This window comes from Micromonospora sp. NBS 11-29, from assembly GCF_002140155.1.
GTDB lineage: Bacteria > Actinomycetota > Actinomycetes > Mycobacteriales > Micromonosporaceae > Micromonospora.
In genome coordinates, this window is record NZ_NAPR01000006.1 from 414,552 (window position 1) to 433,647 (window position 19,096).

Annotated in this window: 20 protein-coding genes, 1 tRNA gene and 2 pseudogenes; 6 read left to right on the forward strand and 17 right to left on the reverse strand. The window is 72.0% G+C overall.

The genetic code is table 11. The features are described 5' to 3' along the window. The 3 genes and pseudogenes from B1205_RS31150 to B1205_RS09665 all read right to left on the reverse strand — a co-directional run. Positions 1-971: pseudogene (locus B1205_RS31150) on the reverse strand (diguanylate cyclase); the annotation flags it as partial. 35 nt (positions 972-1,006) lie between these two features. Further along, positions 1,007-1,138: a hypothetical protein gene (locus tag B1205_RS31155; RefSeq protein ID WP_254909813.1), complete on the reverse strand. Its 132-nt coding sequence runs from the start codon at positions 1,136-1,138 to the stop codon at positions 1,007-1,009. A gap of 700 nt (positions 1,139-1,838) precedes the next feature. Then, positions 1,839-2,162 carry a hypothetical protein gene (locus B1205_RS09665; protein ID WP_089155399.1) on the reverse strand — a complete coding sequence of 108 codons (324 nt, stop codon included), beginning with the start codon at positions 2,160-2,162 and terminating at the stop codon, positions 1,839-1,841. Between the two features lie 821 nt (positions 2,163-2,983). On the opposite strand from B1205_RS09665, the gene B1205_RS09675 reads away from it, so the two are divergent. Then, positions 2,984-3,208 carry a winged helix-turn-helix domain-containing protein gene (locus tag B1205_RS09675; RefSeq protein ID WP_089155272.1) on the forward strand — a complete coding sequence of 75 codons (225 nt, stop codon included), beginning with the start codon at positions 2,984-2,986 and terminating at the stop codon, positions 3,206-3,208. 293 nt (positions 3,209-3,501) lie between these two features. Here B1205_RS09675 and B1205_RS09680 read toward each other — a convergent pair whose 3' ends face one another. From B1205_RS09680 to B1205_RS09695, 4 genes are all read right to left on the reverse strand, one after another. Continuing rightward, on the reverse strand, positions 3,502-3,774 hold the full coding sequence (locus B1205_RS09680; protein ID WP_254909814.1) for a helix-turn-helix domain-containing protein: 273 nt from the start codon (positions 3,772-3,774) through the stop codon (positions 3,502-3,504). A 32-nt stretch (positions 3,775-3,806) separates the two neighbouring features. Beyond that, positions 3,807-4,196, reverse strand: a complete 390-nt coding sequence (locus tag B1205_RS09685; RefSeq protein ID WP_254909815.1) for a type II toxin-antitoxin system RelE/ParE family toxin — start codon at positions 4,194-4,196, stop codon at positions 3,807-3,809. A 151-nt stretch (positions 4,197-4,347) separates the two neighbouring features. Next, entirely contained in the window at positions 4,348-4,557 is a 210-nt protein-coding gene (locus B1205_RS09690; protein ID WP_140157996.1) for a hypothetical protein, read from the reverse strand. A gap of 389 nt (positions 4,558-4,946) precedes the next feature. Further along, a tRNA-Tyr gene (locus tag B1205_RS09695) sits at positions 4,947-5,030 on the reverse strand. Between the two features lie 145 nt (positions 5,031-5,175). Between B1205_RS09695 and B1205_RS09700 the strand changes: the two genes are divergently transcribed. The 3 genes from B1205_RS09700 to B1205_RS09710 all read left to right on the forward strand — a co-directional run bounded on the left by B1205_RS09700 (position 5,176) and on the right by B1205_RS09710 (position 6,866). Further along, complete coding sequence (locus B1205_RS09700; RefSeq protein WP_089155276.1) at positions 5,176-5,670, forward strand: YajQ family cyclic di-GMP-binding protein; 495 nt, start codon at positions 5,176-5,178, stop codon at positions 5,668-5,670. Between the two features lie 160 nt (positions 5,671-5,830). Then, a complete protein-coding gene (locus tag B1205_RS09705) occupies positions 5,831-6,352 on the forward strand; it encodes a SigE family RNA polymerase sigma factor (protein WP_089155277.1) in 522 nt (173 codons plus the stop codon). Further along, on the forward strand, positions 6,333-6,866 hold the full coding sequence (locus B1205_RS09710) for a hypothetical protein (RefSeq protein WP_089155278.1): 534 nt from the start codon (positions 6,333-6,335) through the stop codon (positions 6,864-6,866). Before B1205_RS09705 ends, B1205_RS09710 begins: the two co-directional genes overlap by 20 nt. 11 nt (positions 6,867-6,877) lie before the next feature. Here B1205_RS09710 and B1205_RS09715 read toward each other — a convergent pair whose 3' ends face one another. The 8 genes and pseudogenes from B1205_RS09715 to B1205_RS09750 form a co-directional block, all read right to left on the reverse strand. Next, positions 6,878-8,137, reverse strand: coding sequence for an MFS transporter (locus B1205_RS09715; protein ID WP_089155279.1), 1,260 nt, complete (start codon positions 8,135-8,137; stop codon positions 6,878-6,880). 43 nt (positions 8,138-8,180) lie between these two features. Next, entirely contained in the window at positions 8,181-9,089 is a 909-nt protein-coding gene (htpX, locus tag B1205_RS09720) for a zinc metalloprotease HtpX (RefSeq protein WP_089155401.1), read from the reverse strand. A 78-nt stretch (positions 9,090-9,167) separates the two neighbouring features. Further along, positions 9,168-10,582: pseudogene (locus B1205_RS09725) on the reverse strand (NADH-quinone oxidoreductase subunit N). Continuing rightward, entirely contained in the window at positions 10,579-12,084 is a 1,506-nt protein-coding gene (locus B1205_RS09730; RefSeq protein ID WP_089155280.1) for a complex I subunit 4 family protein, read from the reverse strand. Before B1205_RS09730 ends, B1205_RS09725 begins: the two are co-directional and overlap by 4 nt. After that, entirely contained in the window at positions 12,081-14,006 is a 1,926-nt protein-coding gene (locus B1205_RS09735; protein WP_089155281.1) for an NADH-quinone oxidoreductase subunit 5 family protein, read from the reverse strand. The genes B1205_RS09730 and B1205_RS09735 overlap by 4 nt, the downstream gene beginning before the upstream one ends. Beyond that, complete coding sequence (gene nuoK / locus B1205_RS09740) at positions 14,003-14,365, reverse strand: NADH-quinone oxidoreductase subunit NuoK (protein ID WP_089155282.1); 363 nt, start codon at positions 14,363-14,365, stop codon at positions 14,003-14,005. The genes B1205_RS09735 and nuoK overlap by 4 nt, the downstream gene beginning before the upstream one ends. Next, entirely contained in the window at positions 14,362-14,865 is a 504-nt protein-coding gene (locus B1205_RS09745; protein ID WP_089155283.1) for an NADH-quinone oxidoreductase subunit J family protein, read from the reverse strand. Before B1205_RS09745 ends, nuoK begins: the two co-directional genes overlap by 4 nt. Then, a complete protein-coding gene (locus tag B1205_RS09750) occupies positions 14,862-15,452 on the reverse strand; it encodes a NuoI/complex I 23 kDa subunit family protein (RefSeq protein WP_089155284.1) in 591 nt (196 codons plus the stop codon). Before B1205_RS09750 ends, B1205_RS09745 begins: the two co-directional genes overlap by 4 nt. A gap of 104 nt (positions 15,453-15,556) precedes the next feature. On the opposite strand from B1205_RS09750, the gene B1205_RS09755 reads away from it, so the two are divergent. Further along, the gene (locus tag B1205_RS09755) at positions 15,557-16,132 is read left to right on the forward strand and encodes a Uma2 family endonuclease (RefSeq protein WP_089155285.1); all 576 of its coding nucleotides are present in this window, start codon (positions 15,557-15,559) and stop codon (positions 16,130-16,132) included. Here B1205_RS09755 and B1205_RS09760 read toward each other — a convergent pair. Then, positions 16,113-16,535: an ester cyclase gene (locus tag B1205_RS09760; RefSeq protein ID WP_089155402.1), complete on the reverse strand. Its 423-nt coding sequence runs from the start codon at positions 16,533-16,535 to the stop codon at positions 16,113-16,115. The two genes, B1205_RS09755 and B1205_RS09760, sit on opposite strands and share 20 nt — an antisense overlap. 106 nt (positions 16,536-16,641) lie before the next feature. Here B1205_RS09760 and B1205_RS09765 point away from each other — a divergent pair, with 106 nt between their 5' ends. Then, positions 16,642-17,688, forward strand: a complete 1,047-nt coding sequence (locus B1205_RS09765; protein WP_441338460.1) for a glutathione S-transferase family protein — start codon at positions 16,642-16,644, stop codon at positions 17,686-17,688. Positions 17,689-17,960: 272 nt separating this feature from the next. Here the strand turns inward: B1205_RS09765 and nuoH are convergent, their stop codons facing one another. After that, on the reverse strand, positions 17,961-18,923 hold the full coding sequence (gene nuoH / locus B1205_RS09770) for an NADH-quinone oxidoreductase subunit NuoH (protein ID WP_089155286.1): 963 nt from the start codon (positions 18,921-18,923) through the stop codon (positions 17,961-17,963). Positions 18,924-19,096: the final 173 nt, after the last annotated feature.

A 19,096-nucleotide genomic window follows, 5' to 3' on the forward strand; every position in this document is an offset into this window, starting at 1 on the left:
TGCCGCCCGGTCGTCAGGGTACGGCCCAGGTCGCGGGCCTGCTCCCGGAACGCCGCCGGGGTCGGGGCGACGTCCAGCAGCCCCGGGGCGTCGACGCGCGCGGTGAGCAGCACCTCCAGGTGGCGCCCCTGGGCCGGCAGCCAGAGCGTCGCGTACTCCGCCTGCATCAGCGCCCGGACCCGGTCGAGCAGCACGTCACCCAGGGCGCCCTCGGTGCTGTTGGTGATCAGGCGGGCCAGGTCGTACATGCCGGCCAGCGTGCGGTGCTGCTGGAAGAACTGGGAGTACGAGCGGTACACCTGACTGACCGCCACGAAGAGCGCGCCGAGCAGCAGTGCCGACCACCACGTCGTACGCAACGCGATCAGGATGAGCAGGCCGACCGACGCGTTGATCGACGAGGTCAGGAACACGGACGGGGCGGTGCGCAGCGCCTCGCGGCCGGCCTGCCACCCCTGGAGGAGAACGTGCACGCCGACCACGGACAGCAGACTGACCAGCGTGATCGCGTTGACCGCGAGGAAGAGGCTGCCCCAGGTGCCCGGGCGCCCGACGTGGTGCAGCGGGGGCAGGGCGAGCAGGACGAGACCGGCCAACGAGGTGGCGGCGGCCGCCTTCGCCACGTTGAACCAGAACTTCGCCGGCGTGAACCGGTGCCAGACGCACCAGCCCAGCGTCGACAGTGTGTAGATGATGACCACCGTCAGTGGTGGCAGGAAGAACAGTGCCACCACCAACGGCACTTCGGTCAGCGTCACGGCCACGGACTGGCGCCGGACGATGAAGTTGAGGACCGGAACGCTGACCGCGGTCATCACCACGAGCAGCACCAGGGCCAGGCCCCAGTTACCGAGGGGGTCGTCCGCGATGATCCCGATGGCGGTGCTGAAGACCACCGCGATGAGCGTCAGTGGTGCGGTGATGAGCCAGGCCCGCTCCGTCGACCTGCGTCTTTGGTCCCGGCTGGCCATACCACTCCCCTATGCCGCACGAGGCGGTCGATGGATCACCGGAAGATGCCGGCACCCCAGACGACGTCGCCCAGCTGCGCACCGGAGTTGATGACGTCGGCACCGACCAGAACGCCGGCGAGCACGAGGAGCGAGCCGAGCAGCCGGCCCAAGCTTCGACCAGACATGATTGCTCCTGTCGGGAGAGTGTCACAGGGATGGTGGAGGTTCCACGATCGTGCCACACCGACCAAAGGCAGAAAAGCCGAGAAGACGCGTGCGGCCCGAGTAGCCGTCAGGTTTCGCCGTTCGGCCCAGGCACCCACTACACGCAGCCAGGTCACCGGGTCCGGGCGGGACCGGTGGCTACGTCCACTGCGGATTCCGACGTTCACCACGAAGGGATCAAGACACGCGAAGACTCCCGTCCCGCCAGCACCCGTGCTTGCCTGGTTCGCGACCGGTCCGGAGGACCCCGTCGACTCCGGCCATAGACCACCATACCTGTATTCGACATGAGCGCCAGAGGGTGATTCGCTCACTCACGGCGAAAACCACCCCGACGCTCGCCCTTCGCTTCCGGGATGCTGCGCCCCACCTTCTTCAGCTCTTCGTGCGCGTACTGTCCGCTCGCTGTGTGGACGGCGCGGTCTGCCGGGCACCTTCCGAGATCTTGGTACGGGAGCGCCCTCGGGGCGGCCTGTTCGTACCAAGATCTCAGCACCCGCCGTCCTCGACGCGCCCTGGCGATGCCGGCCCCGAGCGCCCCCGCAGCGAGATCCACACCAGTTCGCCGAAGTAGCGCCTTCCCAACAAGATGATGCCGCCACTTCACCGAACTGGCGACGCCCTCAACCCGACCCGGGATTGACCAGGGCGCTTGCCCCTTCAACGCCCCTGGAGCGCCGGTCCCGTCCCACCACGGACCGGACCGCCCCTTGGCGCTCCCAGCGCTGGCCTCTCCGTTGGCGAACGCCGCGCAGTCTGGACGCGTTGGAGCGGCGAGATGCAGCCGGTTCGCAACCCGGCCGGCATGACGAAGATCGAACGACGCAGCACGGCGTCACCCCGCTCATCGAGCTGGTAGCCATCCAGCCATGACCAGCCGTCGTAGGTGGTCCAGTCGAGGACGCGGATCAGCCGGAAGTGGAACGGCTTCACGAACTGGACGCTGGCTGCCCGGCCGACGAGGAGCAGCGCGCCGGCCGTCAACTCCGCCACTGATCGCGTACCCTCCGCCAGGCGCGAATGCGGGCGCGGGCGACCACCACCCGAGGACACCAGCCGTACGGGCGACATCGCGAGCAGGTGTAGGCAACGTGATAGTCGATGATGGCCCAGGAGAGCGCCACCAGGAACGGCGTGTCGAGCCTCCGCTCCGGCGTCACGGCCTGCCGCCGTCACGACGCTTCCGGCAGTGACCCGCCCGCGACTGAGTGGCGGCTCCGTTTCCCGAAGGGCGGATCGTCGCCAGGACCCGGGCGGCGTCCTCCCGCGCGGTGGCCGCGTCGCGCTCGTCGCTGTCGGGTCGCTGCACCACATCGATCGGCTCGGTGCTGCGTGGAACGGTCATCGCGACACCCCCTGGTTCGGCCAATGGCCCCGGTTGATCGGGACGGGATGCCGATTTCGGCAGGGCAGCTCGCTTCCGCACCGACAGATGCGCCGCCACCGCCGCCACGACCAGACCGGCCGGTGCCGGCGCGCGAGGGTGAGTGCCACGGCCACGACGTATTCGTCGTAGGACACGCGCCGGCCGTTGTCCTGCCGCTGGTTCCAGGGGCCTGCGTTTCGCGCCTCGTTCGGTCCGGTCACCACGCCTCCCGTCGATGCCTGAGGACCCGTGGGCACCCGGTCCGCCGCACCTGGAGACCGGGCACCCACGGCAGGACGACCCGGCCGCCAAGCTGGGAAGCCCCACGAGCAACTTAAGACGCAATGTGCGCAGGGTCAACAGCTACGACACATAGCGTTGTAAGTCGAGCCGAAGGTGTGGTCTGCTTGCTCCAGCCGCCAAGCTGGGAGCACCACCTATGTCTGAAGCCGCATACCTACAGGTCGCCCGGGACATTCGAGAGCAGGTCAGCTCCGGCCGCTTGAAGCCGGGCGACAAGCTGCCCTCGTTCGCCGCGCTGTGCGAGAGCTACGGAGTCAGCAACACCGTCATCCGCGCCGCCATGCTGCTGCTCAAGGCCGAGGGCCTGATCGACGGCCGACAGGGCAAGGGCGTCTACGTGGCCGACCCGCTCCCTCGATAGGGCTCAACGTCGCAGCTCAATAACACCAACGCATGCGGCGTGCCGCAGGCGCGCCTGCGCGGATCTCACGGCCTGGGAGACTTCGCCGCAACTTAGCCTGGACGAGCGCGCTTCCGAGGATCCGGTCGGCGCCCTGAGCGGGGTTCCTTCGTCGATCTCGTCGAGCAGCACAGGCAAAACTGAACTTCACGACTCGGTGCATCGGAGCGCACGAGCAGCGGTCCTGACAAGCGTTCCGGCCGACCGAGACCGCTTCTTGAGCATCGGAGGCGGCTTCTTCGTCGCAGGACGCGTCAGCTCAACGCGAACCGGTCACCGTCGAAGTCAGCCACGATTTCCAGCCTGCCGCCGAGAGCGGAAACATACCGCTCGATCGTGCCGACCTCGGTTGCCGGCACCTCTCCCTTTTCGATCGCGGCCACTCGCGGTTGGGAGACGTGCATGCGGTCCGCCACCTCCTGCTGGGTCAGGCCGCGACGCTCGCGCATCTCGCGCAGGCGGGTCGCACGGACCTCCGCGAGCATCCGCTCCTTGTGCTCGGCGACCTTCGCCTCATCGAGGTTCATCCGGGAGCGGGTGTCCTGCCAACTACGCGCCATCAGCGTTGTCCCTTCAGCGTCCGCAGGTGATCGGCGAAGAGCCGGTCAGCTTCGAGGATGTGAGTCTCGTACCAGCCCTTCCAGTTGCCCGCCTTGTTTCCTGCCACCAACAGGATGGCTGCCCGAGCCGGGTCGAAGGCGAACAGGATCCGGATCTCGGTGCTACCAGAGGAACCCGGCCTGAGTTCCTTCATGTTCTTGTAGTCCGAGCCTTTGACCCGGTCGACCAACGGGCGGCCCAAGGCCGGGCCCTCCCTGGCCAGGATGTCGAGAGCGGCGGCGACCTGGTCAGCCGAGTCGGGGTCCTCCTTGCTGAGGCGGATCAGCCATTCGTCGATCTCATCGGTTGAGTCGATCCGCCAGTCATCAACGCCCCTATCGTAGCCCACGTACAACTCCTGCGTTATAAATGCAGCAAGCCTCGTCGCCTGCCAGATCCATAACGACCAACCGGTCCGCACGTCACGCGGCGCTCGGCTGGCCGCCGACGGCTGACACTGAAGCGGCCTTCCATCTGCCCACGCCCGCATGTAGCGCGCCTCAGTCGTCCTTCGGCATCGGCCACACGTCGCGAGAGTCGTTGAAGGCCTGCGGCGGCTCGACCGTCAGTGACTTCAGCGCCCCCGGCAGCGCGGCCACACTTCTTCTCATCGTCCGCAAGAACCACATAGTCAGGCGTACCACTGCGAGCATGGCGACCATGCCCAGCGCCACCACTATCGTCAGATAGAACATTACTTCGTAAATCACCTAGGCATTCTCACCCGCCGCCCCGGAGCCACACCCAATCAGTCGTCCGAGGGCATCACCGATTTTGTCATTCATGGTGTCGCCGCCGTCGATGCAGTTGGCGTAGATCCGGAGCAGGACGGCGACGCCGTGGCCCAGGCACCGGCTACGCTGCCGATCAGGCCGACAGCGCGATCACGGCCGGGCGGCACGGAGCCGAACCGGTTGGCCAGACCCAGGCCACCAACCCGAGCGTCTACGGCCCCAGAAGAGCCGTCACCGGGCAAGATCGACCTGCCCACCATCTGCCCACAACCAGTCGTCAACCGCTGGACTCAGCCGGACCAGGCCGGACATACGACAACGGCCCCCGACCAGCATCTCTGCTGGTCAGGGGCCGTATCTGCACCTGGTGGCGGGTAGAGGATTCGAACCTCTGAAGCTTTCGCGACGGATTTACAGTCCGCTCCCATTGGCCGCTCGGGCAACCCGCCAGGGCACCCACCGCGTCGGAACGCGGCAGCGGAGCAAGGATAGCGGTTGCCCCCCGTACCGCCGCAAGCGGGTACCGTCAGGGGGTCCCACGCTGGTCAGTGCGGGACGGAACAGGACACACCGCCGGACAGCAGGAGCATCAACATGGCAGCGAACCCGTCGTTCGACATCGTGAGCAAGGTCGACCGGCAGGAGGTCGACAACGCTCTCCGCCAGACGGAGAAGGAGCTCTCGCAGCGGTTCGACTTCCGTGGCACCGGCGCCGAGATCTCCTGGTCGGGTGAGGAGGCGATCAGCCTCCAGGCGGAGACCGAGGAGCGGGTGCGCGCCGCGCTGGACGTCTTCAAGGAGAAGCTGGTCAAGCGGAACATCTCCATGAAGTCGCTGGACGCGGGCGACCCGCGCTCGTCCGGCAAGATCTTCAAGATCGACGCCAAGGTGATCCAGGGCATCGACACGGACAAGGCCAAGGCGATCAGCAAGAAGATCCGCGACGAGGGCCCGAAGGGCGTGCAGGCGCAGATCCAGGGCGACCAGCTCCGGGTAACCGGCAAGAAGAAGGACGACCTCCAGGCCGTCATCTCGCTGCTCAAGGGCGAGGACTTCGGGGTGGCGCTCCAGTTCACCAACTACCGGTAGTCCCGCGACGCCGAACGAAGGCCGGGGGTGGCACATGCCACCCCCGGCCTTTGTCGTGCTCCCCCACCGGCCGCACGGGCGAACCCGGCCGGATCCGGTGTGCAACCGCCGGACCCGATGCGGGGTGTCGTGTGGTGAGAACGGACACGGGGAGGTGTGCATGGGCGGGCCCGAGGACTTCGACGCCTTCTACACGGCGACCGCGCGGCGGGTCGTGCACCACGTCTACGCGCTCTGCGGTGACCTGGCGGAGGCCCAGGACGTGACGCAGGAGGCGTACGCGCGGGCCTGGCAGCGGTGGTCGACCGTCGGGGCGTACGAGGATCCCGAGGGCTGGGTGCGGGTGGTGGCCTGGCGGCTGGCCGCGAACCGGTGGCGCGGTCTGCGGCGCTGGTTCACCGCCCGGGCCCGCCTGGGCCGGGAGGCTCCGGTGCCGGAGCCGAACCCGGACGGGGTCGCGCTGCTGGCGGCGCTTCGCCGGCTGCCGGACGCGCAGCGGCTGGTCGTCGTCCTGCACCACCTGCACGACCTGCCGGTCGCGGAGATCGCCAGGAGCACCGGGATGCCGGCCGGGACGGTCAAGTCGTACCTGTCCCGGGGGCGTGCCGCGCTCGCCGTTCTGCTCGACGAGAAGCTCGATGACGACGAGAAGGAGGACATCGGTGTCGGCACACATTCGTGAGGCCCTGCGGGAGTTGGAGCGGGACGTGGCCGGGTTGCGGCTGAGTCCGTCGGCCGAGGTGCGCGCCCGGGGGCGGGCCCGCAGCCGGCGGCGGGCCGTGGCGCTGGCGGGAGTGGCCGCGGTGGTGGTCGGCGGCGGCGCGGCGACGCTGCCGGCGTTGGGTGGCCCGGCGTCGCCGGTGGCGGCCGCCAGCAGCGCGGGCGTGCCGTCCACGGGCGCGCCGTCCGCCGGCGCGTCGGTCGAGTGCTGGAGTGACGCGCCGGTCCGGCTGGACGTGGTTTTCCGGCCCGGCACCAGCGCGCCGAGGGTGGGCGAGGTCGGCTACCGGATCGCGCAGGCGCGCGGGGACGTCGGGCTGCGCTGCGGCGGCCAGTCCGTCGCGTCCCGGCCGGACGCCACCGGCCGCCTGGTCACGTCGGTCCTGCTGGCGGCCGGTGAGGACGCCGCGCCGATCCGGGCCGCCGTGGAGGGGCTGCCCGGGGTGGAGCGGGTGGTGGTGACCGGCGGCCGGTAACCGGTAACCGGTCAGGCGGCGAGTGACTGCTCGACGCGTACCGCGGCGGCCTCCGCCCGGGCGATCGGCCCGGCGGGCAGCGCGGCGACCCCGGCCCCGACGGCGACCGCCGTCCCGGCGAAGACGAACGCCCACGGTACGCCGCCGGCGTGGTCGACGATCAGTCCGGCCACCGACCCGCCGGCGGCGCTCGCCGCCACCGACATGGTGACCACCCAGGTGTACGCCTCGTTCAGCATGCCGGTCGGGGCGATCCGCCCGACGAGGGTGTTCTCCAGGGTGAGCGCGGGGGCGATGGCGGCGCCGCCGAGCACCAGGGCGACGCCGAGCGCGGCCGGGCCGGGCATCACCGCGAACACGGCGAAGCTGGCCGCGACGGTGCCGAGCAGCCAGGCGAACTGGCGGGTCATGTTGACGGCCGGCTTGCGTACGCCGAACCAGAAGCCGCCCACGGCGCTGCCGATGCCCCAGACGGCGAGCAGCAGGCCGGCCAGGCTCTGCGGGTCGTCGGCGCCGGTGTTCCCGGCGAAGGCCGGGACGATCACGCCGGAGGCCCCGAAGGCGATGCCGAGGCTGGCCACGCAGACCAGCAGCGCGGGGAAGCCGCCGACGCGCAGCGGGCCGAGCCCTCGGGCGTGGTGTTCGCGCGGGTGCGGACGCCAGCCGCGCATGACCCGGCCGAGGGCGACCGCGCCGGTGCCGACCAGGGTGACGACGGCGGCGCCGACCAGCGCGGCGGACGCGTCGGCGACCAGTACGAACGCGGCCACCAGCAGCGGGCCGAGGACGAAGACGACCTCGAAGAGGGTGGTCTCGGCGGCCAGCGCGGTGTTGCGCAGGTGGCTCCGGCCGGTGGCGGGTGCGGTGAGGTCGTTCCAGGCCCCTCGAATGGCGGCGGTCAGCGGCGGGTACGTGGCACCGGCGACGCCGGCGGCCAGGTAGATCAGGCCGAGGTTGCCGGCGTCGGCGCGGCTGGCGCCGAGCAGCCCGAGCAGGGCGAGGGGGTGGGCCAGCGCGGTGGCGAGCAGCACCGGGGTGGGGCCGACCCGGTCGGCGATCCGGCCGGCGACCGGGCTGAGCGCGGCGCCGGAGAGCGCGTAGATGCCGCCCGCGACGGCGGCCAGGGAGTAGCGACCGGTGACCTGCTCGACGACGAGCAGCAGCGCGAGCGGGGTCATGCCGATTCCGAGCCGGCCGATGACGCCGAGGATCAGCAGCAGCGGCGCGCCGGGGATCCGCCAGACTCCCGCGTACTGGCGCAGTGCGGCCACGGTTCGACCTCCGGGGGTGTAATGAGCGCGGGACGTTTCGACCCTAACGACGCGGGCTGACCGGGGGAAACGATTTGTGCCCGGACACACGGCGACGCCCGCGTCCCGAAGNCTGCTCCAGCCGGGCCACCCGCTGCTCCATCGGCGGGTGGGTGGCGAACATCGCGGCGATGCCGCCGCCCCGCTTGAACGGGTTGTCGATCATCAGGTGGGCGGTGCTGGCGAGCTGGCCCTGCGGCGCGAGCGGGCGGCTCTGCGTACCCATGTGGATCTTTCGTAGGGCGCTGGCCAGGGCGAGCGGGTCGCGGCTCAGCGCGGCCCCGGACGCGTCGGCCTGGTATTCCCGGCTGCGGCTGATCGCCAACTGGATCACGGTGGCCGCGATCGGGCCGAGGATCAGGGTGAGCAGCAGCACCGCCGGGTTCGGGCCGTCCTCGTCGTCGGACGAGCCGAGCGGGATGAACCAGGCCAGGTTCGCCAGCATGGTGATGATGCCGGCCAGGCCGGCCGCCACGCTGGAGATGAGGATGTCCCGGTTGTAGACGTGGGACAGCTCGTGCCCGATCACGCCCCGCAGCTCCCGGTAGTCGAGGACCTCCACGATCCCCTGGGTGACGCAGACCGCGGCGTGCTCCGGGTTACGCCCGGTGGCGAACGCGTTCGGCTGCGACGTCGGGCTCACGTAGAGGCGGGGCATCGGCTTGCCGGCCTGCGTCGACAGCTCCCGCACCATGCGGTACAGCTCGGGGAACTGTGCCTCGCTGACCGGTTGCGCCTTCATCGAGCGCAACGCGAGCTTGTCGGAGAAGAAGTAGGTGACGCCGTTCATCAGCAACGAGACGACGACGGCGATGACGAGACCGCCGCTACCGCCGAACCAGTAGCCGACCGCGAGGATCAGCGAGGTCAACAGGCCGAGCAGCGCTGCGGTCTTCAGACGGTTGTGATGCACGATGACTCCTTCGGTGCGCGGGCCCACGCGGTGGTCCGCTGACCGGTTCAACACACCGGTACCCGTCAACCATCCGGCTCATGGCTGAAAGTTGGCTGGGGAATCCTGTGCGCCCGCTGAACCATCCGCCCACCCGGGCAGGAACCGCTCAGCGGNCGCCACCCCGAGCGCCACCGCCACCGTGCGGGCCGGGCGGAACGTGGCCGGGCCGTCGGGCGCGGCGTAGAGCGCCGCCGCCACCCGCAGGTAGTAGGCCAGGCCGAGCACCGCGTTGAGCGCCACCACCAGGGCCAGCCAGCCGGCGTGCCCGGCCAGCAGCGCCCGGACCACGGTCACCTTCGCGAACAGCCCGGCCAGCCCTGGCGGCAGGCCGGCCAGCCCGATCAGCGCCAGCGCGAACGCGCCGCCCACCCACGGGTGCCGCCGCGCCGCGCCGCGCAGGTCGGCCAGCGTGCCGCCGTCGCCGTCCGCCGGGCGCAACGCCACCACCGCGGCGAACGCGGCCAGTTCCAGCAGCACGAAGAAGACGGNGCGCCGAGCGGGGCCAGGATGTAACCCGCCTGCGCCACCGACGACCAGGCCAACAACCGCACGGTACGCCGCTGGCGCAGCGCCACCAGGTTGCCCACGGTCATGGTCAGCGCCGCCAGCAGGGCCAGCACCGGACCGGTCACGCCGGCCGGCAGCGCCCGCTGCACCACCGCCAGCAGCGCCACCACGCCGCCCAGCTTCGAGGCGGTCGACAGGTACGCGGCCACCGGCAGCGGCGCGCCGTCGTAGGTGGCCGGCGCCCAGGCGTGGAACGGCACGGCGGCGACCTTGAACGCCAGCCCGGCCACCACCAGCGCCACCGCGACCGTGGTCAGCGGCAGGTCCCGCAGGTCGTCGCGGGCGGCCAGGGTGACGCCGAGCCGATCCAGGTGCAGGGTGCCGGTGACCGCGTACAGCAGCGCCGCCCCGAGCAGCGTCACCGTGGTGGCGACCACGCTGACCACGAAGAACGTCACCGCCGCCTCGGCCCCGGCCAGGCTGCCCCGGCGCAGCCCCACCAGCACGTAGAGCGGCAGCGTCAGCGTCTCCAACGCCACGATCAGGGTGATCAGGTCGCCGGCCGCGCCGAGCACCACACCGCCGGTCATCGCGCAGGCGAGCAGGAAGGAGTATTCGCCGGCCGGCGTGCGCCCGGCCCGCAGCAGCGGACCGGAGATCGCCAGCACCCCGAGCGTGAGCAGCGCGATCACCACCCCCACCAGGGCGGCCCGGCCGTTCCACACCCAGGAGCAGTCCGCGTCGACGCAGAACGTGCGCCTGGCGCCACCCGCGCCGACCAGTGCCGAGCCGGCCGCGGTGCCGGCCGCGCCGAGCGCCGCCACGGCCACGGTCACCGCCCGGCGGGCCACCAGCAGGTCGACCAGGAGCACCAGCACGGCCGTGCCGGCCGCCAGGTACGCCGGCAGCAACGCCACGTTGTCGACACGCTGCACCACACTCACGGCACGACCCCCAGCAGCGCCTCCACCGGCCCGGAGGCGTAGGACAGGACCAGCGCCGGCGCCAGGCCGACCGCGAGCGCCAGCAGCACCAGCGGCGCCCAGGCGGTCAGCTCCGCCCCGGCCAGCCCCGGCCCGACCGGTGCCACCGCCGCGCTGGGCCGACCGTGGCTGACCCGGCGCAGCAACCGCAGCAGGTACGCGGCGGTCAGCGCCCCGCCCACCGCGGCCAGCGCGGCCAGTGTCAGCCACAGCGGGCCACCCCGCCGGACGGCGGCCACCACGGCGAACGCCTCGCCCCAGAAGCCGGCCAGGCCGGGCAGGCCCAGCGAGGCGACCGCCGCGAAGCCGAGCAGCCCGGCCAGCCGGGGCGCGGTCTCCCGCAACCCGGACAGCTCCGCCAGCGAACCGGTGTGCGTGCGGTCCTTGACCGCGCCGGCCAGGAAGAACAGCAGACCGGTGATCACCCCGTGGGCGATGTTGCCGATCAGCGCGGCCTGGAGGCCGGTGGCGGTGAGCGTGGCCACCCCGAGCAGCACGAACCCCATGTGCCCGACGCTGGAGTAGGCGATCAGCCGCTTCAACTCGGTCTGCGCCAGGCAGACCAGACCACCGATCAGGATCGCCGCGACGGCGAGCGCGCCGAGCGCCGGTGATGCCCAGCGGGCCCCCTCGGGGGCCACCCCGACGGCCACCCGGATCAGCCCGTACGTGCCCATCTTGAGCAGCACCCCGGCGAGGATCACGCTGCCGACGGTGGGCGCCTGGGTGTGCGCGTCGGGCAACCACGAGTGCAGCGGCCACAGCGGGCTCTTCACCGCGAACGCCAGCGCCAGCAGCGTGAACGCGGCCAACTGGGTGTCCCTGGGCAGGCCCGCGCCGCCGGTCAGCGCGACCAGGTCGGCGGTGCCCGCGGCGGCCACCACCACGTAGACGCCGACCAGCAGCAGCACCGAGCCGAACAGCGTGTAGAGCGCGAACTTGCGGGCCGCCCGTCGCCGGTCGTCGCCGCCCCAGCCCGCGATGATCGCGTACATCGGCAGCAGCACGACCTCGAAGAAGAGGAAGAACAGCACCAGGTCGAGCGCGAGGAACGTGCCGAGAATGCCCACCTCGACCACCAGCAGCAACGCCACCAGCGCCCGGCCGCTGCCGCCGCCGGCCGGCACCCGCCACAGCGTGTACCCGCAGCAGAGCAGCGTGAGCAGCGCGGTCAGCACCACCAGCGGCCAGGAGATGCCGTCCACGCCGAGGTGGAACCGCAGGTCGAGCCCCGGCACCCAGGGCAGGTCGAGCTGGTGCCACGGCTGCACCGCCGGGCGTGGACCGTACCCGAACCAGCCGTGCTCGCCGCCGACCAGCGGGAGCGTCGCCAGCAGCGTCAACGCGGCGGCGGCGGTGCCGACCAGCCGGCCGGCCCGCTCGCCCGGCACGGCGGCGGTCGCGACCGCGCCCAGCGCCGGGACCGCGACCACCGCGACCAGCAGGACCTGCCCGAACGTCATGAGGTGACTCCGATCAGGGCGACCGCGAGGCCGATCAGCAACGCGCCGGCCAGCACCCCGGCCGCCGCCCGGGGCAGCGCCGCCCGGTGCCACGCGGCCAGCCCACCGCCCAGCTCCACCGCTGCCCGGCCGGTGCCCTCCACCAGGCCGTCCACCCCCAGCTCGTCGCCGGCCCGGACGGCCCGCGCCAACGCGCCGGTCGGGCGTACGACGAGAGCGTGCTGGACGTCGTCGAGCCGGAACGCGCGGGTGAACACCGGCCGCAGCGGACCCAGGAAGCGGGCCGGGTCGGCGGCCGGGTCCCGACGCCAGCCGGCCCACGCGACGCCCGCGCCGGCCACCAGCAGCAGGAACGGCAGGATCAGGTTCGGCGCGAGGTGCACCAGCTCCACCGCCTCGCCGGTGGCGTCGCCCGCAACCCGCAGGCGGTCGGCGAACCAGGGCGCGAACGCGGCCAGCCCCAGCAGCGCGGCCGGGACCGCGAGCAGCAGCACCGGCCAGCGCAGCGACGCGGGCGGGTCGTGCGGCCGGACCAACGGCATCCGGGCGTCGCCGAAGAACGTGCGCAGCAGCAGGCGGGTCGCGTACCAGGCGGTGACCGCGACACCGACCAGCCCGGCCGACCAGACCAGCCAGCCCACCCAGGGCGCGGTCGGGCCGGCGTCGTCCAACGCGGCGGCCTCGGCGGCGGCGAGCACGCCGTCCTTGCTCCAGAAGCCGGACAGCGGCGGCACCCCGGCCAGCGCGCCCAGCCCGACCACCATGCACCAGAACGTCACCGGCATGGCCGACCGCAGGCCACCCATCCGGGACATCAGCGTGGTCCCGACCGCGTGGATCACCGCACCGGCGGCGAGGAACAGCAGCGCCTTGAACGCGGCGTGGGTGAGCAGGTGGAACAGCGCGGCGGCGGGTGCGCCCACCGCGAGAGCGCCGGTCATGTAGCCGATCTGGGAGACCGTCGACCAGGCCAGCACCCGCTTGATGTCGTCCTGCGCGGTGGCGGCGAACGCGCCGAGCAGGATGGTGACCGCCGCCATCACCCCGAGCACCGCGAGCGCCGCCGGGGCCTGCGCGAACAGCGGGAACAGCCGGGCCACCGCGTACACCCCGGCGGCCACCATCGTCGCGGCGTGGATCAGCGCGGAGACCGGCGTCGGGCCGGCCATCGCGTCCGGCAGCCAGGTGTGCAGCGGGAACTGGGCGCTCTTGCCGGCCACCCCGGCGAGCAGCAGCAGGCAGGCCGCCGTCAGCGTGCCGGTCGGGTAGTCGTGCGCCAGCACGTCGGCGATCCGGAAGCTGCCCGCGCCCACCCCCAGCAACGCGATGCCGAGCAGGAAACCGACGTCACCCACGCGGGTGACCAGGAACGCCTTCACCGCCGCGCCGGGCGCCTCCGGCAGCCGGCGGTCGTGGGCGATGAGCAGGTACGAGCAGATGCCCATCACCTCCCAACCGACCAGCAGCATGATCAGGTCACCGGACACCACCACGGTCAGCATCGCGGCGGTGAAGAGGCTGAGCTGCGCCGCGTACGGCGGATAGCGGTGGTCCACGTCGACGTCGTCGTGCGGACCGCGCCGCAGGTAGCCGGTCGAGTAGACCTGCACCGCCAGCGCCACCACGGTGACCGCGGTGGCGACCAGCACGGCCACCCCGTCCAGCCGCAGGCCCAGCGTGACCCGGAGCCCGCCCATCTCGACCCAGGTGGTGGCCGCCTCGACCGGGCCGTCCACGCGGAGCAGCAACGCCAGCGCGGCCAGCAGCGCCACCGCCGCGCCGACCACGCCCAGCCCGACCGCCAGCCGCCGGGCCGGCGCCCGATCCTCGTGCGACGCGGGCGGCAGCAGCAGCCCGAGCAGGCCCGCGACCAGTGGCGCGCCCGGCAGCACCGCCGCGAGCCAGACCGTTGCCGTGCTCATCGGGTCGCGCCTTCCGGGGCGGGCGACGCGGACTCGCCGGTCGCGGTCGGCTCGTGCTCGGTGAGCGGGACGTCGTCGACCGTGACGCTGGCCCGCAGCCGGTAGAGCTGGAGCACGATGGCCAGCCCGACACCGATCTCGGCGGCGGCCAGCACGATCACGAACAACGCGAACACCTGCCCCGAGTGCGGGAGCGCGGCCCGGACCGTGGTGTCGGCGGTGACCAGGACCAGGTTGACCGCGTTGAGCATCAACTCCACCGCCATCAGCACCAGCACCGCGTTGCGGCGACGCAGCACGCCGTACACGCCGAGGCCGAACAGCAGCGCGGCGGTGACGTACGGGATGACCGGCCTCACCGGCGCCCGCCGATGTCGGGGCGGGACAGCACGATCGCGCCGACCAGCGCGGCGAGCAGCAGCACCGAGAGCACCTCGAACGGCAGCACCCAGGCGCGGAACACCTGCTCACCGAGGCGTTCGGCGGTGCCCGCGGCGGGCAGATCCACCCGCGACCAGCGGAACGCGTGCACCAGCAGCACCGCCAGGCCCAGGCCGCTGCCGGCCCCGACCAGGGCGGCCGGCCAGCCGGGCCGGTCCAGGTCGTCGGACGGACCGATCGGGGCGCGGGTCAGCATCACCGCGAACAGCAGCAGCACCACCACCGCGCCCACGTAGATCAACACCTGCACCCAGGCCACCAGCTCGGCGGTGAGCACCAGGTAGTCACCGGCCAGCGCGCCCAGGCAGACCACCAGCCACAGCCCGGCCCGGACCAGGTGGCGGGTCGCCACCACCAGCGCGCCCGCGCCCACCGCCACCGCGCCGAGCGCCAGCAGCAGCACGTCCGCACCGGTCATGAGGCCGCGCCTCCGCCCGGCTCGCCGGGGGCGTCGGAGCGTACCCGGGTCGGGGCCGGACGGGCGGTCGGGCCGGCGGCCTTGCGGGCGGCGGTGGTCTCCTCCTTCGAGGGGTCGCCGAGCGGGTCGTGTGCCGGCGGCGGCGGTACGGTACCCATCCACTCGCCCAGGTGGTCCTTGTCGTGCAGCAGGTTCTTGATGTCGTACTCGGCGTACTCGAACTCGGGCGACCAGTAGAGCGCGTCGAACGGGCAGACCTCGATGCAGATGCCGCAGTACATGCAGAGCGAGAAGTCGATGTCGAACTTGTCGAGCACGTTGCGCTGGCGGGGACGGGCGGCGCCGGGCACCGCCACCTCCTCCTTGTGCGAGTCGATGTAGATGCACCAGTCCGGGCACTCGCGGGCGCACAGCATGCAGACCGTGCAGTTCTCCTCCAGCAGCGCGATCACGCCACGGGAGCGGGGCGGCAGCTCGGGTGCCACGTCCGGGTACTGCTGGGTGGTCGACCGGCGGGTCATCGTCTTCAACGTGACCGCCAGGCCCTTCACCAGCCCGCCGCCGGGCACTCCACCGTGCTCGCTCATGCCGCCCATCCTGCCCTGTGCCCCCGGCGCGCGCGACCACCACCCGACTCTTGGCGGCGGTATCGTGAGCGCGGGGAGAACGACACACCGGGAAGGGCCTACCGATGACCGCCGCGTTGGAGAGCGACCACCCGCAGGAGCGCGAGTGGACGACCGAAGATCTGGACGCGCTGCCGGAGGACGGTCGCCGCCGCGAACTGCTCGATGGAGTGCTGCTCATGTCCCCCTCCCCCACCCGGATGCACCAGAGCATCGCCGGCCTGCTCATGGCGGCGCTCGACGAGTACTGCCCCGACGGCTACGACGTGACCCAGGCGGTCGGCGTGCGGATCAGCCGCACCCGCTACTTCATCCCGGACGTCCTGGTCACCACGTCGACCGCCGCCGCCCGCGAGCCGTCCCGGTACGAGCCGCACGAGGTGGTGCTCGCCGTGGAGATCGTCTCGCCCAGCACCAGGTCCATCGACCGCGTGCTCAAGCCGGCGCTCTACGCGCAGGCCGGGATCCCGTTCTACTGGCGGATCGAGATCGAGGAGGAGGGCCTGGTCGTCTACACCTACAAGATCGATCCGGTCAACGAGGTCTACGCGCAGACCGGCCGGTGGACGAAGTTCGTCGACACCGGCGAGCCGTTCCCGACCAACCTGCCGATCAGCCGGATCACGCCCCGCCGGGTGTGAGCGGCGGCAGCATCTGCACGCCGAGCTGCTGGAGCACCTGGAACAGCTCGTTGACGCTCCACACGTCCACGATCCGGCCGGCGTCGTCGAAGCGCAGGAACGACGCCCCGGAATAGCTGACCACCCGGCCGGTCGGCGGCACCGGGCCGAACTGCCCGGCCTGGGTGCCGGCCGCCCGCCAGTGCACCGCGACCCGCCCACCGCCGGCCACCACCTCGACGATCTTGTAGCGCAGGTCGGGGAAGGAGGCCCGCCGGTCCCGGTGCCAGGCCAGCACCGCCTCCGGGCCGGTGCCGCCCAGCCCGGGGCAGCCCGGGGCCACCAGTTCGTACGCGCTCTGCTCGCGGCCGGCGTTCCACACGTCGGCGACGAAGCGTCGGGCCGCCGCCTCCACCTCGGTCACGGCCGGCAGCCTATGCCTGTCCCGGGCCGCCCGCCACGCCGCTCGACCTGCCGGGACCGCCCGCAGCGACCATGATGGGGAGCGGAAGACCAACCTGGAGGTGGGCGTGGGCGGCAGCGACGACGAGATCCTCGACCGAAACGGCGGCAAGTACGTGGAACCGGGCGGCGAGTTCACCCGGGACCAGCGCTACATCGCCACCCGGATCACCGCCGACGGGCGCGACGGCTGGCCGGTGGAGCCGGGCCGCTACCGGTTGGCGGTCAGTCGGGCCTGCCCGTGGGCGAACCGCCTGATCATCGTCCGGCGCCTGCTCGGGCTGGAGGACGCCATCTCGCAGGCTGTGGCCGGGCCCACGCACGACAAGCGGAGCTGGACGTTCGACCTGGACCCGGGCGGCAAGGACCCGGTGCTCGGCATCGAACGGCTCGCCGAGGCCTACTTCGCCCGCTTCCCCGGCTACGAGCGGGGCATCACCGTGCCGGCGCTGGTGGACGTGCCCACCGGGCAGGTGGTGACCAACGACTACGCGCAGATGAGCCTGGACCTGTCGACCGAGTGGACCGCGTACCACCGGCCGGGCGCGCCGGAGCTGTATCCGGAGCGGCTGCGCGGGGAGATCGACGAGGTGAACGCGAAGGTCTTCGCCGACGTCAACAACGGCGTCTACCGGTGCGGCTTCGCCGGCAGCCAGGAGGCGTACGACAAGGCGTACCACCGGCTCTTCGACCGGCTGGACTGGTTGAGCGAGCGGCTGGCCGGGCAGCGTTACCTGGTCGGCGACACGATCACCGAGGCCGACGTACGGCTGTTCACCACGCTGGTCCGATTCGACCCGGTCTACCACGGCCACTTCAAGTGCAACCGGCAGAAGCTCGCCGAGATGCCGGTGCTCTGGGCGTACGCGCGGGACCTGTTCCAGACGCCGGGCTTCGGCGACACGATCGACTTCGACCACATCAAGCGGCACTACTACGAGGTCCACCGGGACATCAACCCGACCGGCATCGTGCCGCTCGGCCCCGACCTGACGAACTGGCTGACTCCCCACCACCGCGAGGAGCTCGGCGGCCACCCCTTCGGCGACGGCACCCCGCCCCCGCCCCCGCCTCCCGTCGAGCGCGTGACCCCCGCCCACACTCCCCTGCGCTGACCCCGCCACCTCCCCTAAGCGTCGATCTTGCAGTTGCAGCCCTTGGGCGCGCATGTTTTGCCCCTTTCGCCCGGGCGCAATATGCAAGATCGGCGAGGGAGGGGGAGGGGTGCGGGGCGGGCGGGAGTGCATGTGAGGTTTAGTGGGTATGCCTGAGAGGCATAATTATGACAGGTGGGCATATTGGCTCAGGGGTGTTGGTCCTTGGCCGGGGTGACGCACGGTGATCGGTGACGAGGCGTGGTGCGCGCGGGCCTGACCGGGGCCGGGGCCTAGAGGGCGAGGCGCACCGCGACGGTGAGGACCAACTGGGCCAGGGCGAGCGGCACCAGGACCAGCCAGCAGAGGCGCTGGAGCTGGTCCTCACGCAGGCGCGGGTAGCTCACCCGGAGCCAGATGATCACGAAGGCCACGGCGAACACCTTGAGCAGCGTCCACAGCCAACCGAGCTGCGCGTCGGCGAACGGGCCCTGCCAGCCGCCCAGGAAGAGCACCGTGGTCAGCGCGGCGATCACCACGATGCCCACGTACTCGGCGAGCAGGAAGAACGCGAAGCGCAGGCCGGTGTACTCGGTCATGTAGCCGAAGACCAGCTCGGAGTCCGCCACCGGCATGTCGAACGGCGGACGGCGGATCTCGGCCAACCCGGCCACGAAGAAGATCACCATCGCCGGCGCCTGCCAGAGCAGCCACCAGGGCCGCCACGCCTCGACGATGCCGGACAGGTTGAGCGTCCCCGCCGCCATCGCCACCGAGGCGGCGGCCAGCACCAGCGGCAGCTCGTACCCGAGCAGTTGCGCCGCGCCGCGCAGCCCGCCGAGCAGGCTGTACTTGTTGGCCGACGCCCAGGCCGACATGAGCACCGCCAGCACCCCGATGCCCACCACCGCGAGCACGAAGAACAGGCCGATGTCCAGCGGCTGGGCCACCAGGTCACCCGGCCCGAGCGGAATGACCAACAGGACCAGCAGATACGGCACCAGCGCCACCGCCGGCGCCAACCGGAACACCGGCCGGTCCGCCTCGCGCGGGGTGACGTCCTCCTTCTGCACGAACTTGATCCCGTCGGCCACGAGCTGCGCCCAGCCGTGGAAGCCGCCCGCGTACATCGGGCCGAGCCGGCCCTGCATGTGGGCCATCACCTTGTGCTCGGCCTGGCCGACGACCAGCGGCAGGGTGAGGAACGCGACCAGCACGCCGGCCACCCGCAGGACCAGCTCCAACCAGTCCGGCATCAGCCGTCCTCCCCCTCGGCGGCGGCACCCGGGCCGGGACGGGCCGCCGGTCCCGCGGGCGACCCACCCGCCGGACCGCCGGTCGGCTCAGCCGCCGGACCGTTCTGCGGGTCGGCCGCCGGCTCCGGCGAGACGGGCCCGGCCGCACGCTCGCCCGGCTCCGGCGAGACGGG